This window comes from Pseudomonas sp. KH_024_B2 (genome assembly GCF_057839965.1).
In genome coordinates, this window is the sequence record NZ_CM174502.1 from 4623657 (window position 1) to 4643974 (window position 20318).

At 57.1% G+C, this 20318-nt stretch carries 21 protein-coding genes and 1 pseudogene; 11 read left to right on the forward strand and 11 right to left on the reverse strand.

The window, feature by feature from the left end:
• Positions 1-118: 118 nt before the first annotated feature.
• From AC3I0A_RS21600 to colR, 5 genes are all read right to left on the reverse strand, one after another.
• Positions 119-346: a hypothetical protein gene (locus AC3I0A_RS21600; protein ID WP_489374496.1), complete on the reverse strand. Its 228-nt coding sequence runs from the start codon at positions 344-346 to the stop codon at positions 119-121.
• Complete coding sequence (locus AC3I0A_RS21605; protein ID WP_489374498.1) at positions 346-1056, reverse strand: lipopolysaccharide kinase InaA family protein; 711 nt, start codon at positions 1054-1056, stop codon at positions 346-348. The genes AC3I0A_RS21600 and AC3I0A_RS21605 overlap by 1 nt, the downstream gene beginning before the upstream one ends.
• Before the next feature lie 3 nt (positions 1057-1059).
• Positions 1060-1740, reverse strand: coding sequence for a class I SAM-dependent methyltransferase (locus tag AC3I0A_RS21610; RefSeq protein WP_489378573.1), 681 nt, complete (start codon positions 1738-1740; stop codon positions 1060-1062).
• 180 nt (positions 1741-1920) lie between these two features.
• A complete protein-coding gene (locus AC3I0A_RS21615; protein WP_489374500.1) occupies positions 1921-3201 on the reverse strand; it encodes a sensor histidine kinase in 1281 nt (426 codons plus the stop codon).
• Positions 3191-3874: a two-component system response regulator ColR gene (gene colR, locus AC3I0A_RS21620; protein WP_489374502.1), complete on the reverse strand. Its 684-nt coding sequence runs from the start codon at positions 3872-3874 to the stop codon at positions 3191-3193. The genes AC3I0A_RS21615 and colR overlap by 11 nt, the downstream gene beginning before the upstream one ends.
• A gap of 218 nt (positions 3875-4092) precedes the next feature.
• On the opposite strand from colR, the gene AC3I0A_RS21625 reads away from it, so the two are divergent.
• Positions 4093-4833 carry a phosphatase PAP2 family protein gene (locus AC3I0A_RS21625; RefSeq protein WP_489374504.1) on the forward strand — a complete coding sequence of 247 codons (741 nt, stop codon included), beginning with the start codon at positions 4093-4095 and terminating at the stop codon, positions 4831-4833.
• Positions 4834-5050: 217 nt separating this feature from the next.
• On the opposite strand, the gene groL is transcribed toward AC3I0A_RS21625, so the two are convergent.
• The 4 genes from groL to AC3I0A_RS21645 all read right to left on the reverse strand — a co-directional run bounded on the left by groL (position 5051) and on the right by AC3I0A_RS21645 (position 8556).
• Positions 5051-6694 (reverse strand): chaperonin GroEL, encoded by a 1644-nt coding sequence (gene groL / locus AC3I0A_RS21630; protein ID WP_489374506.1) that lies wholly within the window; start codon positions 6692-6694, stop codon positions 5051-5053.
• A 49-nt stretch (positions 6695-6743) separates the two neighbouring features.
• Positions 6744-7037 carry a co-chaperone GroES gene (locus AC3I0A_RS21635; RefSeq protein WP_150803965.1) on the reverse strand — a complete coding sequence of 98 codons (294 nt, stop codon included), beginning with the start codon at positions 7035-7037 and terminating at the stop codon, positions 6744-6746.
• A 248-nt stretch (positions 7038-7285) separates the two neighbouring features.
• The gene (locus tag AC3I0A_RS21640; RefSeq protein WP_489374508.1) at positions 7286-7759 is read right to left on the reverse strand and encodes an FxsA family protein; all 474 of its coding nucleotides are present in this window, start codon (positions 7757-7759) and stop codon (positions 7286-7288) included.
• Between the two features lie 65 nt (positions 7760-7824).
• Positions 7825-8556, reverse strand: a complete 732-nt coding sequence (locus AC3I0A_RS21645; protein WP_489374510.1) for a HugZ family pyridoxamine 5'-phosphate oxidase — start codon at positions 8554-8556, stop codon at positions 7825-7827.
• A 160-nt stretch (positions 8557-8716) separates the two neighbouring features.
• Between AC3I0A_RS21645 and AC3I0A_RS21650 the strand changes: the two genes are divergently transcribed.
• Positions 8717-9475, forward strand: coding sequence for an SDR family oxidoreductase (locus tag AC3I0A_RS21650; protein ID WP_489374512.1), 759 nt, complete (start codon positions 8717-8719; stop codon positions 9473-9475).
• A gap of 132 nt (positions 9476-9607) precedes the next feature.
• Here AC3I0A_RS21650 and apbC read toward each other — a convergent pair whose 3' ends face one another.
• Positions 9608-10702 (reverse strand): iron-sulfur cluster carrier protein ApbC, encoded by a 1095-nt coding sequence (gene apbC, locus AC3I0A_RS21655; protein WP_489374514.1) that lies wholly within the window; start codon positions 10700-10702, stop codon positions 9608-9610.
• Between the two features lie 306 nt (positions 10703-11008).
• On the opposite strand from apbC, the gene metG reads away from it, so the two are divergent.
• The 8 genes from metG (at position 11009) to AC3I0A_RS21695 (ending at position 18102) form a co-directional block, all read left to right on the forward strand.
• Positions 11009-13060: a methionine--tRNA ligase gene (gene metG, locus AC3I0A_RS21660; protein WP_489374516.1), complete on the forward strand. Its 2052-nt coding sequence runs from the start codon at positions 11009-11011 to the stop codon at positions 13058-13060.
• A 134-nt stretch (positions 13061-13194) separates the two neighbouring features.
• Entirely contained in the window at positions 13195-13779 is a 585-nt protein-coding gene (locus AC3I0A_RS21665) for an electron transport complex protein RnfA (RefSeq protein ID WP_489374517.1), read from the forward strand.
• Positions 13776-14984, forward strand: coding sequence for an electron transport complex subunit RsxB (rsxB, locus tag AC3I0A_RS21670; RefSeq protein ID WP_489374519.1), 1209 nt, complete (start codon positions 13776-13778; stop codon positions 14982-14984). Before AC3I0A_RS21665 ends, rsxB begins: the two co-directional genes overlap by 4 nt.
• Entirely contained in the window at positions 14971-15960 is a 990-nt protein-coding gene (locus AC3I0A_RS21675; RefSeq protein WP_489374521.1) for an RnfABCDGE type electron transport complex subunit D, read from the forward strand. Before rsxB ends, AC3I0A_RS21675 begins: the two co-directional genes overlap by 14 nt.
• Positions 15957-16568 (forward strand): RnfABCDGE type electron transport complex subunit G, encoded by a 612-nt coding sequence (locus tag AC3I0A_RS21680; RefSeq protein WP_489374523.1) that lies wholly within the window; start codon positions 15957-15959, stop codon positions 16566-16568. The genes AC3I0A_RS21675 and AC3I0A_RS21680 overlap by 4 nt, the downstream gene beginning before the upstream one ends.
• Positions 16561-17151 carry an Rnf-Nqr domain containing protein gene (locus tag AC3I0A_RS21685; protein ID WP_489374525.1) on the forward strand — a complete coding sequence of 197 codons (591 nt, stop codon included), beginning with the start codon at positions 16561-16563 and terminating at the stop codon, positions 17149-17151. The genes AC3I0A_RS21680 and AC3I0A_RS21685 overlap by 8 nt, the downstream gene beginning before the upstream one ends.
• Before the next feature lie 25 nt (positions 17152-17176).
• Positions 17177-17815, forward strand: a complete 639-nt coding sequence (nth, locus tag AC3I0A_RS21690; protein ID WP_489374527.1) for an endonuclease III — start codon at positions 17177-17179, stop codon at positions 17813-17815.
• A 107-nt stretch (positions 17816-17922) separates the two neighbouring features.
• Positions 17923-18102, forward strand: coding sequence for a PA3496 family putative envelope integrity protein (locus tag AC3I0A_RS21695; RefSeq protein WP_489374529.1), 180 nt, complete (start codon positions 17923-17925; stop codon positions 18100-18102).
• Positions 18103-18256: 154 nt separating this feature from the next.
• Here AC3I0A_RS21695 and AC3I0A_RS21700 read toward each other — a convergent pair.
• Positions 18257-18878, reverse strand: a pseudogene (locus AC3I0A_RS21700) (response regulator).
• A gap of 587 nt (positions 18879-19465) precedes the next feature.
• On the opposite strand from AC3I0A_RS21700, the gene AC3I0A_RS21705 reads away from it, so the two are divergent.
• Positions 19466-20206: a hypothetical protein gene (locus AC3I0A_RS21705; protein WP_489374531.1), complete on the forward strand. Its 741-nt coding sequence runs from the start codon at positions 19466-19468 to the stop codon at positions 20204-20206.
• Positions 20207-20318: the final 112 nt, after the last annotated feature.

Genomic DNA, 20318 nt, shown 5'->3' on the forward strand with positions numbered 1-20318 from the left:
CGCGAAGAACGATGACGAGGTGTGTCTGATAAACCGCAGAGCCTTATTCGCGGGCAAGCCCGCTCCCACAAATAAAAGGCCTCGCAATGCGAGGCCTTTTATTTGGGTTTCATTCTCTTCAACTCTGCGGCCTCATTCCTTGAGAAAGACCGAACATGAACAGCAAAAAATCCTGATCGGGGTCAGTTGCAACGGATGCCTTGGCTACCCGCGGCAAGGGGCAATGTGGATCGCCGTGTACTGAACTGAGAACTTCCGTGCGTGGCTGCTCCCAAGCAACTACCGCCAGAGAAACAACTGCCAAGGCTCCTGCCAAAAACAAACCTCGTGCAATTTCCAGTCTCATTACTCTAAACCTTTGATAACGCTGCCAAACGCTGTGGTGTAAAAATAGCTGAGTTTCTTCCAGTCCGTAGGGCTCCACGACGAGTGGCGACGTAGCTGTTTCATGTCATGGCTGGCAGCACGGTTACGGGTCAAACGTCGCCGGCTTTTCTCCAGATCCAGCAAAGCCACCTCGACCTGGGCCGCCTCGCCCTCACCGCTCACCCGCACGAAAATATGCTTGAGATACAGACAGCCGTGCTGCCAACGGCCCCTGTGCATACGCGCCAGAGTCCCGGCCAACTCCTGCAACATGCGCTCATGAAATGCTTCGCCGTGACGCTCGCGCCCCCCGGAGGCGTACCAGGTGTCGATTTCCACGAAGCCCTCCAGCGCTGCCGTCACCAACAGTGCCCGCCACTGGTGCTGGGGATCGCGCTGCGCACCGCAGAACACCAGTTCTGGAACACGGACATCCCGCGAACGCAGACCTTTGAGCGCATCACGCTCGCGCAACACCGTCGGACGGCCGAAAGGGTATAGCCAACTGCGATAAATATGCCCGGTCTGACGTTTCGAATAGAGCAGATCACCATTACTGCTCAGAATCCGCTGCACGCCACTTTCCCCGCCTCTGCGCTGATTGGGTTCTTCTACCCACTCACCGCGCAGATTCCAGAAATAATCAAAGCGATCTTCAGGAGCGAGGTCCGCTGCATATTTAACTGCCATCTGTTACCTCTTGCGTAATACGTAAACTCGCCACATGGCGTAGAGCGGGAAAAAATCCAGGTGTTCCTGAACTCGAAAACCAGCCTGTTCAAATTCCTCTTCTACCGTAGCAGCAGGTAACACAAATCGATTTTGGTAACCGGCCTGCCCAGTTTCCTGCCGGCGCTTTTGTTCCAGGCGCTTGCGTTTCCAGGCCTTGAAATTGCCATCGACCCAAAGCGAGATGATGACGCTGTCGCGGGTAACCCGTTGAAACTCCCGCAATAGCGCGAGCCGATGAGCGGGTTCGCCGATGTGATGGAGCAGACGCATGCAAAAAATGCTGTCGACAGCGTTGTCCGGCAAAGCGATGTCGAATGCTGATGTCTGCAAGGGTTGTACCCGTTTTACCACTTCGGCCGGCTGGGCCTGTTTGGCGACTTCCAGCATGGCCGCAGAGTTGTCGGCACCGATGATTACGCGATTCGGCTTTAGCGCCAACAGCGGCCAGAAACGACCCGCTCCACAGGGCAAGTCGAGCACCAGACCCGGCTCTGCGGCCAGTGCAAGTGCCCGACGCGCCAGTTGCTCATCACGTTTGTGTGACAACCTGCGAGCCAGGCCGTCCTGATGTTTGAGCAAGTAATCTTGCGCGTGCTGTTCATCGTATTTTTTGGAAAATTCAAGTTTGATCGGCTTGGCCATCATCAGGGTCTCCTTGTAACTGATAACTTCACCATAGGGCGCGGCATGTCAGCGTCAGGTCAATCCCTTGTGAAAACTTTGTCCCGTCCAGTCTTGATGTATTTCAGGAATTTACAGGTTGGCAGCAATAGCTCAGGGCCATCACCGGATAAAGCTGCGCCGGGAAGCCCGGCGGACAGGTCAGGTCTCGGCCTGACTCAGCTGCACATGGAAACGACAGCCATTGGGCTCCATGGTGCTGAGGCTGACACCCCAACCCTGGTTTTCACAGATCCGCTGCACCAGGGACAAACCAAGCCCCAGGCCCTCACCACGCTTGTCGTTGCCACGCACGAACGGCTCGAACATCGCCTCACGTTTTTCTTCGGGAATTCCCACTCCGCTGTCCTCGACCACAAAACCGCTCGGTTCCAGCGTCAGGCGGATAAAACCATGCTCGGTGTAGTGCAGCGCGTTGCGCAATAAATTGCCCATCACCGCATGCAGGAATGTCGCGTTGTAGCGGGCATCCAGCGGCTTACCCGGGTCATAGATCAGCTTGAGCCCCTTGGCCTCGATAGGTTCTCGCCACAGAGCGAGCAAATTCTCTGCTGCCTGATTCAATGTCAGCCGGGGCGACATGCTGGCGTCTTCGAGCGGGGCACGCGCCAGCATCAGGAAGGTCTGGACCAGCTCGCGCATTTCCTCGCAGGCACGGGCAATCCGTTCGACCTGAGCGCGACCACGTCGGTCGATACCGGGATTTTCCAGGAGTAATTCGCAGGAGCTGGCTAACACCATCAACGGGGTGCGCAGCTCGTGACTGACGTCACTGGTGAACATACGCTCACGGCTCAGTGCCTGGCGTAAACGCCCCAAGGTGGCATCGAAGGCCACCGCCAGCTCACCGACCTCATCCGCGGCATAATCCGGCGCCAATGGCGGTGCCAGACCGAGCAACTGATCGCGGTGGCGAACCTGGCGAGCCAGTCGCACCACCGGCGCCATCACCTTGCGCGCCAGGAGCCAGCCAAGAAATACCGCCAGGGCCAGACTCAGCATAAAACCCACCAGAACTACGGCGAACAGTACCCGTTCACGCTCTTCAAAATCACTCTGATCCTGCAGCAACACATAGCGCCGACCATCGATGATCTCGACCATGGCGTGATACGACAGTTGCTCGCGAAACACCTCGTGAAACCCCCGATCCAGGCTGCGCAGATCCTTGGGCAACTCAAAATCACCACGCCCGCCACTGACATAGAACAACTGGTCCGGTTCCGGCCGGTGGCTCCAGTCCCCGACGCTGTCCATCAACAACAGACGCTGCAGATCACCGCCCAGACCTGCAGAAATCAGCTTCTCTTCAACCAGGTGCACCGTCGCCACGATGCCCAGGGCGAACGCCCCTGCAACCAATGCGCTCATCAATGCAAAGGCGATAATGATCCGTTGAGCAAGACTCTGCTTAAACTCCATCACGCCCCTCGGCCAGGCGATAACCGACGCCATGCACGGTATGCAGCAACGGTTTGGCGAATGGCTTGTCGATCACTTGACGCAACTGGTGAACGTGGCTGCGCAGGCTGTCACTGTCCGGACAATCGTCGCCCCACAGGGCTTCTTCAAGAATCTCGCGACGTAGCACATGCGGACTCTTCTGCATCAGCACCGCCAGCAGCTTGAGCCCCACCGGATTGAGCTTGAGCAGACGCCCTTCGCGGGTGACCTCGAGGGTGTCGAGGTCGTAGGTCAAATCACCGACTTGCAGGGCACGGCGACCGCCACCCTGAGCACGACGCATGACCGCCTCGATTCGCGCCGCCAGCTCGGACAGCGCGAAGGGCTTCACCAGATAATCATCGGCGCCGGACTTGAAGCCCAGCAGCCGATCATCCAGTTGATCGCGGGCGGTGAGCATGATCACCGGGGTATCGCGACGAGCATCTTCACGCAGCCGTTTGCACAGGGTGTAACCGTCGATGCCGGGCAACATGATGTCGAGTACGATCAAGTCATAGTGCTCGGTGGCCGCCAGGTGCAGGCCCGACAAACCATCTTGCGCGCAATCCACGGTATAGCCTTTAAGCCCCAGGTAGTCGGCCAGATTGGCGAGGATATCGCGGTTGTCTTCAACCAGTAGAATTCGCATGGGCACTCCTGCGTACACAGTGACGGCCGTCTTGGCTCGCGCAGCTTACGGCCAAGTCTGGCCCACGGCTAGGGCTGTCTCCAACAGCAATGCCTGCCAGTAAATTGCTGAACGGGCTTTACAGGTTTTTCACTATCGATTCACAACCTGCCGACAGGGCCAGGGCCAGACTCTGCGCGGACCGCTGTCCGAGCGTTTTTATCTTCGAAGGATTTGCCATGGCCTCAACTACTGTCCGCCCCGTCTCCCGCCCACTGAATTTCCGGGTATTCCTGGGTGTGCCTGCCATTGCGGCGCTCGTCCTGCTGTTGCTCGAATTGACGTCTCTGGACATGGACCTTGCGAGAATTTTCTATGACCCTGCGGGCGACTTCGTCGGCAAGCACAGTTACTTTCTGGAAACCGTCCTGCATACCCGGGCCAAGCAGATGGTCATTGGCTTCTCGGTGTTCGCCATTCTCGGGTACATCGGCTGTTTTTTTGTCTCGCGGCTCAAACCGCTCAAGCGAGAACTGGGCTGCCTGGTGCTATCGCTGGCCCTGGCCACCTCCTTCGTTACCCCGATGAAGGCCGCGACTGCCGTGCAATGCCCCTGGAGCCTGAAGGAGTTCGGTGGCAAGGAAACCTACAGTGAACTGCTCAGCCCACGGCCACAGACCGACAAACCCGGCCGTTGCTGGCCCGGTGGACATGCGGCCACCGGTTTCACGCTGTTTGCGCTGTTTTTTGTATTGCGTGACCGTCGTCCGCGAATGGCTCGCAGTGCACTGGTCTTTGCTTTCGGGCTGGGTACGGTGTTCTCCTTGGGTCGAATGATGCAAGGCGCGCACTTCTTCTCCCACAACGTGTGGACGGCGATTTTCTGCTGGTTGATTTGCCTGGGGTCGTATTACTACGTCCTGTATCGGCCGGCTTCGAAGGCTGAACAAGTCGCCGAAGCGGAGCCTGTCGGCGCCTGACCCTACGCCTTCGCGGGCAAGCCCGCTCCCACACTGGATCAGCGCCAACCCTGGATGGTGTGATCGACACAGAACCTGTGGGAGCGGCGGTGCGGCGATCCGACTTGCCCGCGAAGGGTCAGTCACAGGCGACATACCTCTCAAGGCATATCACAGACATAAAAAAACCCCGCTGGCTTAACGCCGACGGGGTTTTTCAGTACAGGGTAAAGCTGGCTTACATCATGCCGCCCATACCACCCATACCGCCCATGTCTGGCATGCCGCCGCCAGCTGGTTTGTCATCCGGAGCATCAGCGACCATGGCTTCGGTGGTCAGCATCAAACCGCCAATGGACGCCGCAGCCTGCAGAGCAGAGCGAGTCACTTTGGTAGGGTCGAGGATGCCCATTTCGATCATGTCGCCGTATTCGCCGCTGGCCGCGTTGTAACCGAAGTTACCCGCGCCTTGCTTGACCTTGTCGACCACTACGCTTGGCTCGTCGCCAGAGTTGGCAACGATCTGACGCAGAGGCGATTCGATAGCGCGACGCAGCACAGCGATACCAACGTTCTGATCGGCGTTCTCGCCCTTCAGTTCGGAGATCGCTTGCAGAGCGCGAATCAGTGCCACGCCACCGCCAGGTACCACGCCTTCTTCAACGGCTGCACGGGTAGCGTGCAGGGCGTCTTCAACGCGGGCTTTCTTCTCTTTCATTTCAACTTCGGAACCAGCGCCAACCTTGATCACTGCAACGCCGCCGGACAGCTTGGCCAGACGCTCTTGCAGTTTTTCACGGTCGTAGTCGGACGAAGTGTCGGCCACTTGCTGACGGATCTGCAGAACGCGAGCCTGGATGTCAGCCTCAACGCCGGCACCGTCGATCACGGTGGTGTTTTCTTTGGACAGGATCACGCGCTTGGCATTACCCAGGTGTTCCAGGGTAGTGCTTTCCAGGCTCAGGCCGATCTCTTCGGAGATAACGGTACCGCCAGTCAGAACAGCGATGTCCTGCAGCATGGCCTTGCGACGGTCGCCGAAGCCTGGAGCCTTGACGGCTGCGACTTTAACGATGCCACGCATGTTGTTCACAACCAGAGTCGCCAGGGCTTCGCCTTCAACATCTTCAGCCACGATCAGCAATGGACGACCGGCTTTGGCAACGGCTTCCAGTACTGGCAGCATTTCGCGGATGTTCGAGATCTTTTTGTCGACCAGCAGGATCAGCGGACCGTCGAGCTCGGCAGTCATGGTCTCTGGCTTGTTGACGAAGTACGGGGACAGGTAACCACGGTCGAACTGCATGCCTTCAACAACCGACAGTTCGTTTTCCAGGCCCGAGCCTTCTTCAACGGTGATCACGCCTTCTTTACCGACTTTTTCCATGGCTTCGGCAATGATGTCGCCGATGGAGCTGTCGGAGTTGGCGGAGATGGTGCCGACCTGAGCGATGGCCTTGGTGTCAGCGCAAGGCTTGGACAGGGCTTTGAGCTCTTTGACAATAGCGATGGTCGCTTTGTCGATGCCGCGTTTCAGGTCCATCGGGTTCATGCCGGCAGCGACGGCTTTCAGGCCTTCGTTGACGATCGATTGAGCCAGAACGGTAGCGGTGGTGGTGCCGTCGCCTGCGTCATCGTTGGCACGGGAGGCAACGTCTTTGACCAGCTGCGCGCCCATATTTTCGAAGCGATCTTTCAGCTCGATTTCTTTGGCGACGGAAACGCCGTCCTTGGTGATGGTCGGAGCGCCGAAGCTCTTCTCGATGATCACGTTACGGCCTTTAGGGCCCAGGGTCGCTTTTACTGCGTCAGCCAGGACGTTGACACCGGCGAGCATTTTCTTACGGGCGGAGTCGCCGAATTTTACTTCTTTAGCAGCCATGATCGATATTCCTTAAATACTTTTGTAGTAGCGGGAAATTGAGCGGGAATCAGCCTTCGATAACAGCGAGGATTTCGTTCTCGCTCATTACCAGCAGGTCTTCGCCGTCTACTTTCACAGTGTTGCTGCCGGAGTAAGGGCCGAACACAACCTTGTCACCCACTTTCACGGCCAGCGCACGTACTTCACCGCTGTCCAGCACGCGGCCGGTGCCTACAGCGAGGATTTCGCCGCTGTTGGCTTTTTCAGCAGCCGAACCTGGCAGAACGATACCGCCAGCGGTTTTCTTTTCTTCTTCGCTGCGACGGATTACGACGCGGTCATGCAGAGGACGAAGCTTCATTGTCGATCTCTCCTAATTGTAGTTTTCATCGGCCGGTGTAATCCCGGCGGGTTAGCAAATCCGGCGTTGCCGGTTGCGGCTCGCAAAGCGAACCGCGGAAGTCTGTCTGGTGTCACCACCAAAACCTTGCGGTGACCGTTACATAAGGGCGCATAAGCTTATTACAAGGGCTGATGAGCGATTTTTTTTACCTTCGGCCTGAAAATAAACATGGCACCCGAAGGTGCCATGTCGATAGCCAAAGCCGGTTACGAATCGCGTTTCTCGAACTCGCCTTCGATCACGTTCGGCTGACGCCCTATGGGCTGCTGCGGGGTCGGCCCGCCGCGAGCCTGCATGTCTTCGGCAAAGGCACGCTGACGAATTGCCTGCTCCTCGGCACGCTGACGCATCTTGTTGGCCAGCAGCCGACGAGTGATCGGCAGCAACATGATCAAACCCACCACATCGCTGATGAAACCCGGCAGGATCAGCAGACCGCCGCCCAGGGCCATCATCAGGCCTTCAAGCATTTGCTGGGCCGGCAACTCGCCGCGGTTCAGGCTTTCACGTGCCCGCAGGGCCGTGGCCAGACCCGCGACGCGCAACACCAGCACGCCAAGCATCGAGCCAAGAATGATCAGCAGCAGCGCCGGGAAAAAGCCGATGGCCGAGCTGACTTTGACAAACACGAACAGCTCTAGCACCGGGAACAGCAGAAAGAGCAACAAAAAAGCGCGCATCAAATGGTTCCTCTACGGAAGAATGCCTTCCAGTTCACATTAGATGACGTCGCTGTTTCGTGAATTCAAGCGTCGGCGGCTTCATTTTTTGGCCAATGTTCGGCGTGAGCCAGAAAAACCAAGGCTTCGCGCACTTGTGTCGGCGTATTACAAGACTCCTGGAAGGGCAACCAGTACAGCCCCTGACCGATGCGCAAGTGCATGCCTTCGGTGTCGATTCCGACCAGTTGCGCGGGTACGGTTTTCGGCAGCCCGGCCAATTCGACGTAATGGGCGATGGCCTTGGCATGGTCGCTGTTCATATGCTCGACCATGCTCACCTCGGCCTTGCCGACAAAGGGATTGGCCAGGGTTATCTGGTCAAGCCAGTGAATCGCACCGAACCCGCCGATGTAGCGATGGCGTACCGGTTTGAGCACCCAGAAGTCGAAGTCATGGGCCTTGTGGTAGTTCTGCGACTCGGGGAAATAGCGGTAGTAACGCTCGGCGGCGGCCTCGATCGCCTCGGGCTCGCTGAGCTTTTCGGCCTCGGCCAGATAAGTCAGACGACCGACGGCTTGTACATCCTCAGCCTCACGCTCGCCCACCAGCAGTGAGCACTTCGCGTCTTTCTGGAGATTGTGGGTGTGCTGGGCGATCCGGCTGATCAGGATCAGCGGCCGGCCCTGCTCGTCCAGGCAATAAGGAACCACCGAGCCAAAAGGAAAACCGGGCATCGCCTTGGAGTGCGTCGACAACACGCCACGGTATTCCTTGAGCAGCAATTCTCGGGCCTGCTTAGCAGCTTTAATGCTCAATTTGTGACTCCTTATGTAAAATCCGTCGAAAACGGACGGGCAACTGGGCTAAAGTCCCCAGGACGCCATCGGGCAGTTCTCATGTGCAGCCGGCCACCTCAGGCGCGCAAGAGAGGCCTCATAAAGAAAACCACTCTGACCTGCTACCGGGGGCATGCGAATGCAACTCACTGACAAAGTAATCATTATCACTGGCGGTTGCCAGGGTTTAGGCCGCTCCATGGCCGAGTATCTCGCCGCCAAGGGCGCGAAGCTGGCCCTGGTCGATCTGAATCAGGAAAAGCTCGATCTGGCCGTGGCTACCTGCAAGGCCGCCGGCGTCGAAGCGCGCGCTTATCTGTGCAACGTCGCCAATGAAGAACAAGTGACTCACATGGTTACTCAGGTCGCCGAAGATTTCGGCGCGATTCACGGTTTGATCAACAATGCCGGGATCCTGCGCGATGGCCTGCTGCTCAAGATCAAGGACGGTGAAATGAGCAAAATGAGCCTGGCCCAATGGCAGGCAGTGATCGACGTCAACCTGACCGGCGTGTTCCTCTGTACCCGCGAAGTGGCGGCGAAGATGGTTGAACTGCAGAATCAGGGCGCAATCATCAATATCTCGTCGATTTCCCGCGCCGGTAACGTTGGCCAGACCAACTATTCCGCCGCCAAGGCCGGTGTCGCCGCTGCCACCGTGACCTGGGCCAAGGAGCTCGCGCGCTACGGGATTCGCGTCGCCGGCATCGCGCCGGGCTTTATCGAAACCGAGATGACCCTGAGCATGAAGCCTGAAGCCCTGGAGAAAATGACCTCGGGTATTCCGCTCAAGCGCATGGGCAAACCTGAAGAGATCGCCCACTCGGCGGCCTACATCTTCGAGAACGACTACTACACCGGCCGGATTCTGGAATTGGACGGCGGTTTGCGGATCTAAAGGTCAGCACAAAACAAATGTGGGAGCGAGCTTGCTCGCGATAGCGGTATACCAGCCACCATCAATGGTGAATGTTATGACCTCATCGCGAGCAAGCTCGCTCCCACAGGTATTAGTGCTAGCTGATAGAGATCAATCGTCGCTGATAGTGATGTTCGGCATCGCCGGCGTTGCGGCTTCCTGCAAAACAATCCGTGCGCCGACGTGACGGGCCAGTTCCTGATAGACCATGGCGATCTGGCTGTCCGGCTCGGCAATGACCGTCGGTTTGCCACCGTCGGCCTGCTCACGGATCACGATCGACAACGGCAGTGAAGCCAGCAGTTCGACGCCGTATTGCGTGGCCAGCTTCTCGCCACCGCCTTCACCGAACAAGTGTTCGGCATGACCGCAATTGGAGCAGATGTGCACGGCCATGTTTTCCACGACGCCAAGCACCGGAATGTTGACCTTGCGGAACATTTCCACACCCTTGCGCGCATCCAGCAGTGCCAGATCCTGTGGCGTGGTGACGATCACCGCACCCGCTACCGGGACTTTCTGCGCCAGCGTCAGCTGAATGTCACCGGTGCCTGGCGGCATGTCGATGACCAGATAATCCAGGTCGCCCCAGGCGGTTTGTGTCACTAGCTGCAACAACGCGCCCGAGACCATCGGGCCACGCCAGACCATTGGCGTGTTGTCGTCGGTCAGGAACGCCATGGACATGACCTCGACCCCGTGAGATTCGATCGGCACGAACCACTTCTGGTCCTTGACCTTGGGTCGGGTGCCTTCCGGGATACCGAACATGATGCCCTGGCTCGGACCGTAGATGTCTGCGTCGAGAATCCCGACCTTCGCGCCTTCGCGCGCCAGCGCCAGCGCCAGGTTGGCCGCGGTGGTGGATTTACCCACCCCGCCCTTGCCGGAAGCTACCGCCACCACGTTTTTCACGTTGGCCAGACCTGGAATCTGCGCCTGAGCCTTGTGCGCGGCAATGACGCTGGTGATGTCGACCCTGGCCGTCGTCACGCCATCCAGACCTTCGATGGCCAGTTGCAGCATCTGCGCCCAACCGCTCTTGAACAGCCCGGCGGCATAGCCCAACTCAAGCTGAACGGTGACACGATCACCCTGGACGTCGATGGCGCGGACACAACCGGCGCTGAGCGGATCCTGGTTCAGGTAAGGGTCGGTGTATTGGCGAAGGACGGCTTCCACCGCTGCGCGATTGACTGCGCTCATGGGCAACTCCGATAGCAAGGCTTTAGAAAATCAGGGGGCTATCCTACGCCGGACACACATTTGTGGCGAGGGAGCTTGCTCCCGCCGGCCGATCCGCGCCCGGGCGCAGCAGTCGCAATTGGGCTAACTCGGTTTGTCTGGCTGATCGGCGTTGCCGGGTTTGGGGCGGCTTCGCCACCCAGCGGGAGCAAGCTCCCTCGCCACAGGTTTCGCAGTCGATGCATCCGGAAACAGGCCCGAAGGGTGAAAAATATGCGCCGGCGCTTTATAGTGGCCGACCTCCGTTTCATCAAGTAGCCGAGCCCCATGTCCGAGCCACGCAAGATCCTCGTCACCAGCGCCCTGCCCTATGCCAATGGTTCAATCCACCTTGGCCATATGCTTGAGTACATCCAGACCGATATGTGGGTGCGCTTCCAGAAGCATCGCGGCAATCAATGCATCTATGTCTGCGCGGACGACGCCCACGGCTCGGCGATCATGTTGCGTGCGGAAAAGGAAGGCATCACCCCGGAACAACTGATCGCCAACGTCCAGGCTGAACATAGCGCCGACTTTGCCGAGTTCCTGGTGGACTTCGATAATTTCCACTCGACCCACGCCGAAGAAAACCGCGAGCTGTCGAGCCAGATCTATCTGAAGCTGCGCGACGCCGGGCACATCGCCACGCGGTCGATCACTCAGTATTTCGACCCGGAAAAGAAAATGTTCCTGGCCGACCGCTTCATCAAGGGCACTTGCCCGAAATGCGGCACCGAAGACCAGTACGGCGACAACTGCGAAAAATGTGGTGCGACCTACGCGCCAACCGACCTGAAAGATCCCAAGTCAGCCATTTCCGGTGCCACGCCGGTACTGAAAGATTCGCAACACTTCTTCTTCAAGCTGCCGGACTTCCAGGAAATGCTGCAGAGCTGGACCCGCAGCGGCACCCTGCAAGACGCCGTAGCCAACAAGATCGCCGAATGGCTGGATGCCGGCCTGCAACAGTGGGACATTTCCCGCGATGCACCGTACTTCGGCTTCGAAATCCCCGACGAGCCGGGCAAGTACTTCTACGTCTGGCTGGACGCGCCGATCGGCTACATGGCCAGCTTCAAGAACCTCTGCGACCGCACGCCGGAGCTGGACTTCGACGCGTTCTGGGGCAAGGACTCCACCGCCGAGCTGTATCACTTCATCGGCAAGGACATCGTCAATTTCCACGCGCTGTTCTGGCCGGCGATGCTCGAAGGTTCGGGCTACCGCAAGCCAACCGGGATCAATGTGCACGGTTACCTGACCGTCAACGGCCAGAAGATGTCCAAGTCCCGCGGCACGTTCATCAAGGCCCGGACCTACCTCGATCACCTGTCGCCGGAATACCTGCGTTACTACTACGCAGCCAAGCTTGGCCGTGGCGTCGACGACCTGGACCTGAACCTCGAAGACTTCGTGCAGAAGGTCAACTCGGATCTGGTCGGCAAAGTCGTCAACATCGCCAGCCGTTGCGCCGGCTTCATTCATAAAGGCAACGCCGGCGTGCTGGTGGCCGATAACGCCGCGCCAGAACTGACCGAAGCCTTCCTCGCTGCCGCGCCAGGCATTGCCGAAGCCTACGAAACTCGCGACTTCGCCCGGGCGATGCGCGAGATCATGGGCCTGGCCGACCGCGCCAACGCCTGGATCGCCGACAAGGCTCCATGGTCGCTGGCCAAGCAGGAAGGTAAACAGGACGAAGTTCAGGCGATCTGCGCCCTGGGCATCAACCTGTTCCGCCAACTGGTGATCTTCCTCAAGCCGGTGCTGCCGTTGCTGGCCGCTGACGCCGAAGCGTTCCTGAACGTCGCACCGTTGACCTGGAACGATCACGCGACCTTGCTCGGCGACCATCAGCTGAACGAATTCAAACCGCTGATGACCCGCATCGACCCGGTAAAAGTCCAAGCCATGACCGATGCCTCGAAAGAAGACCTGACCGCCAGCCAGACCGACACCGGCGACGCTGCACCTCAGGGTAACGGCGAACTGGCCAAGGATCCGCTGTCGCCAGAGATCGAGTTCGATACCTTTGCCGCTGTCGATCTGCGCGTCGCCCTGATCCTCAAGGCCGAAGCCGTGGAAGGTGCGGACAAACTGCTGCGCCTGACCCTGGATATCGGTGACGAGCAGCGCAACGTGTTCTCCGGTATCAAGAGTGCTTACCCGGATCCGGCCGAGCTGGAAGGTCGTCTGACCATGATGATCGCCAACCTCAAGCCACGCAAAATGCGCTTCGGGATCTCCGAAGGCATGGTGATGGCTGCAGGTCCCGGCGGTGAAGAAATCTACCTGCTCAGCCCCGACAGCGGTGCCAAGCCAGGTCAGCGGATCAAGTAAGTTCTCTGCTCGATCGGTCCCACAGTCAGGTTGTTCGTGGCTGTGGGATTTTCATATCTGGTCCGCCCTCCTTCCTTGCCGGATAATGCCTAACCTTTAGGTAGACAGACCTGTTCGCTCAACCCGGCACGATCATGACCGACATGCTTCTCACGCTTATCAGCGCTGCCCTGATCAATAACTTCATATTGCACTGGCCGCTGGGCGTCGATCCGCTGCTGCAGACGACCTGCGAACCGGGTGCTGAACGCCAGGTGCATGCCTTGGGCATCGCAACAACCTGCCTGATGCTGGTCAGTTGCGTACTGGGTTATGTGCTCTATCACTACCTGCTGGTACCGCTTGCGCTGACGTCGCTGCGTTTGTTCGTGTTTTTGCCCCTCAGCGTTGTGTTGATCAGGCCAATCCTGAGTCTGCTTTCGCGCTGGCTTCCACAGCTGCCATTCAGCGGTCTCTGGCCTCTGCTGATTGGCAACGCCGGCGTACTCGGCCTGGCTCTGCTCGTCACACAGGAGGACAAAGGCCTGGGCTATACGACCGCATTGAGCCTCGGCGCGGGCCTGGGCTTCTGGCTGGTGTTGAGCCTGTTCAGCGATTTGCGTCAACGAACCCTCAATAACGATGTCCCGCTGCCCTTTCGCGGCCTGCCGATCGAACTGATCAGCGCCGGGCTGATGGCAGTGGCATTTCTCGGTTTCACCGGACTGATCAAAACATGAGTCTGATTCAACGCATCGACGCCCTGTTGCCGCAGACCCAATGCGGTAAATGTGGCCATCCAGGATGCAAACCCTACGCTGAAGGCATTGCCAACGGCGAGGCCATCAACAAGTGCCCACCGGGCGGCAGCGAGACCATTGCGGCACTGGCCGAACTGCTGAAAATACCGGTTCTGGAGCTGGACCCGGAACGTGGGCCGGCCCCTGCGCAAATCGCCTTTATTCGTGAAGCGGAATGCATCGGCTGTACCAAATGCATTCAGGCCTGCCCGGTGGATGCGATTGTCGGGGCGGCGAAGTTGATGCACACGGTCATCATCGACGAATGCACTGGCTGCGATCTGTGCGTGGCGCCCTGCCCGGTGGATTGCATTGAAATGCATCCATTGCCGCTGGCCACTGTGCTGCCGATTGTCGGAGGGCTGGCGTTCAGCCTTGAGGAACAGCGCGCTCGCACCGAAAAGCGCAATCACGCGCGGTACCGTTTCGAACAACGTAATGCCCGTCTGCACCGCGAAGAACAACAAAAACAGGCCGAGCGCCTGGCGCGGGCCCAGCGTACGACGCAACACAGCGAAGTTTCAGTCGACCCGGTTCAAGCCGCCATCGAACGGGTTCAGGCGCAGAAGGCCGCTGCTGCCGATGCAGCCTTGAAAAAGGCCAGGATCGATCTGGCCATGAGCCGTGCACAACTGAACAAGTCGCTGAAAGCCTTCGGGCATCCGCCGACCTTTGAGCAGCAGTCACAGCTGATCATTCTGCAACGACAGTTCGAGGCCGCAGAGCTTGCATTGGCGCAACTGGAGAGCAGCGCGGCACCCGCACCCGAGGTGGCTCTGCTCAAGGATGCCGATCTCAAACGCGCGAAAATCCAATTGGCCATGCGCCGTGCCGAACTGAAGAAGGCTCAGAGCAGCGAAGCATCGAGCGAGCACATTGCGGCTCTGGGCAATGCTCTGGCTGAAGCCGAGCAGGCTTTGCACAGCGCCGAGAACGCCAGCGAGCAACCCGTTCCCGATCTGATGCGGGTCGAGAAACGCCCCATCGACAACCAGCTTCGACAGCTGAAAACGGAGTTGGCCTACGCTCGCGCGGACGTCAGTAAACTTGAGCGACGCTGCGAGACATCAGCTGAGGTCCTGGCCAAGGCTCGCAGTCGACTGGCTGAAGCCGAGCGTCAGGTAGATGCTTATGTTGCCTCTTGAAACGGTAGACGAGCGACTTCAGCAGGCAATGAAGCTGGTGCTGCTGGCGACCCTGCCGGGCATTTTCGTTTTGCTGTGGTTGTACGGCTGGGGCGTATTGATCAACTTGCTGCTGGCCGGTTTCACCGCATTAGCCGTTGAGGCCGCTGTCCTCAGTTTGCGCAAACGCGCTCTGAAACCCTCTCTGAGCGATTGCAGTGCGCTGGTCAGTGCCACCTTGCTGGCACTGGCCTTACCACCTTATTGCCCATGGTGGTTAACCCTGAGCGCAGCCGCGTTTGCGCTGTTTTTTGGGAAACACCTGTACGGCGGGGTCGGCAAAAACCCGTTCAATCCGGCGATGCTTGGCTACGCAATGGTTCTGGTGTCGTTTCCACAGCCAATGACCCACTGGCCGGCCTCCCACGGCATGGACCTGCTCGGTGGCTTGCAACAGGTTTTCAGCTTCAGCAGCTCGACACCCGATGCCTGGGTCCAGGCCACGGCCCTGGACAGCCTGCGAATCAACAAAAGCCTGACCATGGATGAACTGTTCGCCGCCAATACTGCGTTCGGCCACTGGGGTGGCAAAGGCATCGAATGGCTCAATCTGGCGTTCCTCGCTGGTGGCGCATTTTTGTTGCAACGGCGGGTGTTCAGTTGGCACGCTCCGGTCGGCATGCTTGCCAGCCTGTTTGTCATCAGCTTGCTGTGCTGGAACGGTTCGGGCTCCGATTCCAATGGTTCACCCCTGTTCCACTTGCTGACGGGCGCGAGCATGCTCGGGGCGTTCTTTATCGTCACCGAGCCGATCTCCGGCGCCAAAAACCCAAAAGCCAGGCTGCTGTTCGGAGCAGGTGTTGGCCTGCTGACCTATCTCATTCGGACCTGGGGCGGTTATCCAGACGGTGTGGCATTTGCCGTGCTGTTGATGAACCTCACCGTGCCTGCGCTGGAGCGCCTTTTCGCCCCCCGACCAGAGCCGTCAGCGCCATGAATAGAGCCCTCGGCATACTGATCCTGGTGTTACTGGCCGGTCTGGGTGGAACCGCGACATTCTTCGTGCAACAAATCGCTGCGCCGCACATCGCGGCGGAACAACGCGCCATACAAAACCGTAATCTGCTGGAAATGCTGCCCCAGGACAGCTACGACAATCAGCCGCTGGACCAGCCACTGTCGCTCAAGGATATTGAGCTTGGCAGCAGCCGACTGCTCGGCGGGTATCTGGCCACTCAATCCGGTCAACCCAGCGCGGTGATTCTGCGCAGCCAGACAGTGGGCTACGCAGGCCCTATCGAGCTGTTGATCGGGATCGGGGTAAACGGCAAGCTGCTGGGCGTCAAAACCCTCAAGCAGTCAGAAACGCCGGGGCTTGGAGGGAACATTGCGGCGACCCCAAACCCTTGGCTGCAGAGCTTTTCCGGTAAATCGCGCACTGAGCCGCCCGACTCCGGCTGGGGACTTAAAAAAGATAACGGCCAGTTCGATCAAATGGCCGGAGCAACGATTACCTCAAGGTCGGCGATCAGCGCCATTCATGATGCGCTGCGTTATTTCGACGAGCATCAGGCGCAACTCACAGGAAAGCCTGCTCATGACTAACACCTCGACGCTGCGCAATTCGCTGATGCTCGCGCCACTGATTGGCGTCAGCGACACCTTGGTCAAGGCCGTCGGTGTGTGGCTGATGTCCATTCTGATCATCGCAATCTATGGCATGAGCATGAAAGCGATTCGGAGCCGGCTGAACCCCAGCCTGCGTCTGGCGACCAATATCGTATCGGCTGTAACTATCGTCAGTTGTGCAGGACTGGCCTTGCAAGTCTGGGCTCTCGAGCTGCATCAAAATCTGGGCATTTACCTTGGGCTGATTGCCCTTCAATGTGTGTTGCTCGAACTCGACGGCTTTTTCGAACACAGCTTGATGACTGACCGCCTGCGACTGCTTGGCCTGTTCGGCGCGCTGTTGATTACACTTGGCACGCTGCGTGAAGTTCTGGGAACGGGCTCCCTGGGCAGCCATTTGTGGTGGCTGGCCGGATCCACCGATACTCACTGGCAGCTGTGGCTATGGGCTCAGGATACGGGACCGCGCCTGCTCATTCTGGCGCCAGGCGGGTTTATCCTCGCAGGGCTGCTGATCGCCGCGAAACAGGCCTGGGCCGCCTCCTCAAAACCACATTGACCGCCTTCAAGGAAACGCTCTACCCATGAACGCTGCAAAACGTCTGGAAATATTCCGCCGGCTGCACGAAGACAATCCGGAACCGAAAACCGAGCTGGCTTATTCCTCACCGTTTGAGCTGTTGATCGCGGTCATCCTGTCTGCCCAGGCGACGGACGTTGGGGTCAACAAGGCCACAGCGAAACTGTTCCCGGTCGCCAACACACCCGCAGCGATATATGCCCTCGGTGTCGAAGGGCTGTCGGAATACATCAAGACCATCGGCTTGTACAACAGCAAAGCGAAGAATGTGATCGAAACCTGTCGATTGCTGGTAGAGCGTCATAACGGTGAAGTTCCACAAACACGCGAAGAGCTTGAAGCACTCCCCGGCGTGGGGCGCAAAACCGCGAACGTGGTGCTCAATACCGCCTTTCGCCAGCTCACCATGGCCGTCGACACCCATATTTTCCGGGTCAGTAACCGTACTGGACTGGCACCGGGAAAAGATGTCGTCGAGGTGGAAAAAAAACTGATGAAGTTCGTGCCCAAGGAATTCCTGCTCGACTCGCACCACTGGCTCATCCTCCACGGACGCTATGTGTGCCAGGCTCGCAAACCGCGCTGTGGCAGCTGCCGGATCGAAGACCTGTGCGAATACAAGCACAAGACCTCTGACGATTGAGTATCCATAGAGTTTGATGATCGATCGATTGAAAAAATCTTTTTTACCCGACACCGGAATATCGCTATAAGGTGCCCCAATGGCAGTCTTAGCCTGGAGTTAACCTTATGAGCGCTAGTAAAGAACAACTGGACGTAGAAGACGACTTCACCGCCGCTGAGTCAGAGGATGCCGAGCCTGTGGTGGAAGTGGCGAAGACCAATCTGAGCAAACGCCGCACCATTGACAATCTATTGGAAGAGCGCCGTCTGCAAAAGCAATTGGCCGATTATGATTTTGACGATTAACACCTGAAAGCCTCCCGAAATGGAGGCTTTTTTGTTGGCTGCCCGGCGCCTTGGCACTGGCTTTTTCACGCAGACGTCCTGTCGCCCGATAGCACAGCGCCCGGCACCACACGGCAATGCCGTTGCCCTTTCTTACGGTCGTGGGTATCGGGATTCAAACCAATCCATTGCGTTGCGCAAGCTCGATCAGGTCAACCAATGAACGGGCATTGAGCTTCAGCAGCAAGCGCGTCTTGTAAGTACTCACTGTTTTGTTGCTGAGAAACATTCCATCGGCAATCTCCTTATTGGTCTTTCCTCGTGCAAGCTGCTGCAACACCATCATCTCCCGACCAGAAAGACGATCGACCATATCCGCTTCGCTGGCATTCCCCAAACTCGAACGTACGGTATGCAACGCCTGATTGGGAAAATAACTATATCCGGAAAGTACCGCTTTGATCGCGCTAAGCAGCTCTGTCAAATCTTGTTGCTTGCACACATACCCTGCGGCGCCGGCCTGCATACAACGCATGGAAAAATGTCCCGGTGCCTGTGAGGTCAACACCAGCACCTTGAAAGGCATGGTGATTGAAGTCAGGCGCGCGATAACTTCCAAACCATCAAGCTTTGGAATTCCGATATCCAGGATAACGATATCCGGCATATGCTCACGGGCCAGCTGCAAGGCATCCACACCATTATCCGTCTCTGCAATGACTTCATAGCAATGGCGCTCCATCAGCATGCGTACAGCAAGACGAATGACGGGCATCCACGATCAGCACTTTATTCATGGGCAAGTCCAATTTTCGCTGTTCGAATTTTTAGAGTCAGCACAATAGCCTAGTCATTTCCCCTTGGCATCGCGCCCTCCCCAGTCACCAGCACCCAGAGACCATTCCTACAAGCAACTCGGATTTATCCTACAAAAAAACACCAAAAAGGATGTGTCTTAAAGTTTAATCGACACGCGCCCTACCTTGGCTTGATGATTTTTTTGTACCGCATCACATTTATAGCGGAAGTTTGCCGAATCACTCAAACTAAATCCTCGCTTTTTTTGTATCGAAACATCATTAAAAAATACTCACCTAGCGTCTAAAAAAGTTCATCTTCCTTGCCTGATCATGACTAGAATAACTCTAACGACCATGAAAAACCCACCCGACTATTAGCATGCCAAACACCAACACTTATCTTGAGAACTTGTTAAATAGCAGCCCCTTCAGATACTGAAGATCATCGATAACCCATTGATAGAAAAACCCACAACAACGGCGAGATTGACAACCACATCACTTGAAAGAAACCACTCAGTCTCCTGCACCTTACCGCCGTTAAAACCCAGGACATGAAATACAGTATTCTTAAGTGAGAAAAGATGAACAAATACCGAGAGAAAGTAACCAACCCAATGACCATCATTGCAATTTTCGCCGCGCTAACGGAAGCCTCAGCAACTGTATCGCTGCCGTTCCTTGATGACGGCGACCGGGATATCTATGTCTGGTTCCTTATCAGTTTCCCGCTCTGCTTGATATTTCTTTTCTTTATCACATTGAATTTCAACTACAAATCGTTGTACGCGCCTTCCGATTTCGAGAAAGGAGAAGACTTTATAAAGATCATCGACGATGCGGCTCGTCCGAAAGAAATCAAAGCCCCCCCGGAACAACATAATTGCACAGCAGGCGATGAGAAAGACGTCTATCCGCCAGCAAGGCTGAAAAAATGCCCGCCGCAAAGTCTTATATTCCGGCAGCAGAAAAGCCGCTATTCATCACGCAATGCACAAGACCCACCCGTCCATTTCAATTTATTCAAAAACCACGCTATGCAACCCACCGTCCATCTACCCCAGATGCTGCACGGCCTGCACCTTATTGATACCCGGCGGATAAATACCAAAGAAGACATTGATACACTATTCTTAGAGATCGGCCAGAAGATACGTAACAAGCCAGACAGCGGCGAGCTTATCATTTTTCTTACCAATCAGAAGTCGGCTCAACTTATAAATCAGCACGAACTTGAAAAGCCAAACAAGGACGAGACGAAACAACCTTCCTATATAGTGTACAACTTGAGCACGCGCGCCTTGACACAGAGCCTGCCAAGTTAATGATCGACAATAGAAAACACACAAAAAAACGCGAATTCGCAAGATGAAAAAAAGAAAGCATCATGCAAAAAAAAGGCCCTGCTTATGCAGGGCCATTTTTTGCTCGCCTTCA

Coding starts and splice junctions, on each gene's coding strand:
- AC3I0A_RS21600 (WP_489374496.1), bottom strand. CDS start 346: ATGAGACTGGAAATTGCACGAGGTTTGTTTTTGGCAGGAGCCTTGGCA.
- AC3I0A_RS21605 (WP_489374498.1), bottom strand. CDS start 1,056: ATGGCAGTTAAATATGCAGCGGACCTCGCTCCTGAAGATCGCTTTGAT.
- AC3I0A_RS21610 (WP_489378573.1), bottom strand. CDS start 1,740: ATGGCCAAGCCGATCAAACTTGAATTTTCCAAAAAATACGATGAACAG.
- AC3I0A_RS21615 (WP_489374500.1), bottom strand. CDS start 3,201: ATGGAGTTTAAGCAGAGTCTTGCTCAACGGATCATTATCGCCTTTGCA.
- colR (WP_489374502.1), bottom strand. CDS start 3,874: ATGCGAATTCTACTGGTTGAAGACAACCGCGATATCCTCGCCAATCTG.
- AC3I0A_RS21625 (WP_489374504.1), top strand. CDS start 4,093: ATGGCCTCAACTACTGTCCGCCCCGTCTCCCGCCCACTGAATTTCCGG.
- groL (WP_489374506.1), bottom strand. CDS start 6,694: ATGGCTGCTAAAGAAGTAAAATTCGGCGACTCCGCCCGTAAGAAAATG.
- AC3I0A_RS21635 (WP_150803965.1), bottom strand. CDS start 7,037: ATGAAGCTTCGTCCTCTGCATGACCGCGTCGTAATCCGTCGCAGCGAA.
- AC3I0A_RS21640 (WP_489374508.1), bottom strand. CDS start 7,759: ATGCGCGCTTTTTTGTTGCTCTTTCTGCTGTTCCCGGTGCTAGAGCTG.
- AC3I0A_RS21650 (WP_489374512.1), top strand. CDS start 8,717: ATGCAACTCACTGACAAAGTAATCATTATCACTGGCGGTTGCCAGGGT.
- apbC (WP_489374514.1), bottom strand. CDS start 10,702: ATGAGCGCAGTCAATCGCGCAGCGGTGGAAGCCGTCCTTCGCCAATAC.
- metG (WP_489374516.1), top strand. CDS start 11,009: ATGTCCGAGCCACGCAAGATCCTCGTCACCAGCGCCCTGCCCTATGCC.
- AC3I0A_RS21665 (WP_489374517.1), top strand. CDS start 13,195: ATGACCGACATGCTTCTCACGCTTATCAGCGCTGCCCTGATCAATAAC.
- rsxB (WP_489374519.1), top strand. CDS start 13,776: ATGAGTCTGATTCAACGCATCGACGCCCTGTTGCCGCAGACCCAATGC.
- AC3I0A_RS21675 (WP_489374521.1), top strand. CDS start 14,971: ATGTTGCCTCTTGAAACGGTAGACGAGCGACTTCAGCAGGCAATGAAG.
- AC3I0A_RS21680 (WP_489374523.1), top strand. CDS start 15,957: ATGAATAGAGCCCTCGGCATACTGATCCTGGTGTTACTGGCCGGTCTG.
- AC3I0A_RS21685 (WP_489374525.1), top strand. CDS start 16,561: ATGACTAACACCTCGACGCTGCGCAATTCGCTGATGCTCGCGCCACTG.
- nth (WP_489374527.1), top strand. CDS start 17,177: ATGAACGCTGCAAAACGTCTGGAAATATTCCGCCGGCTGCACGAAGAC.
- AC3I0A_RS21695 (WP_489374529.1), top strand. CDS start 17,923: ATGAGCGCTAGTAAAGAACAACTGGACGTAGAAGACGACTTCACCGCC.
- AC3I0A_RS21705 (WP_489374531.1), top strand. CDS start 19,466: ATGAACAAATACCGAGAGAAAGTAACCAACCCAATGACCATCATTGCA.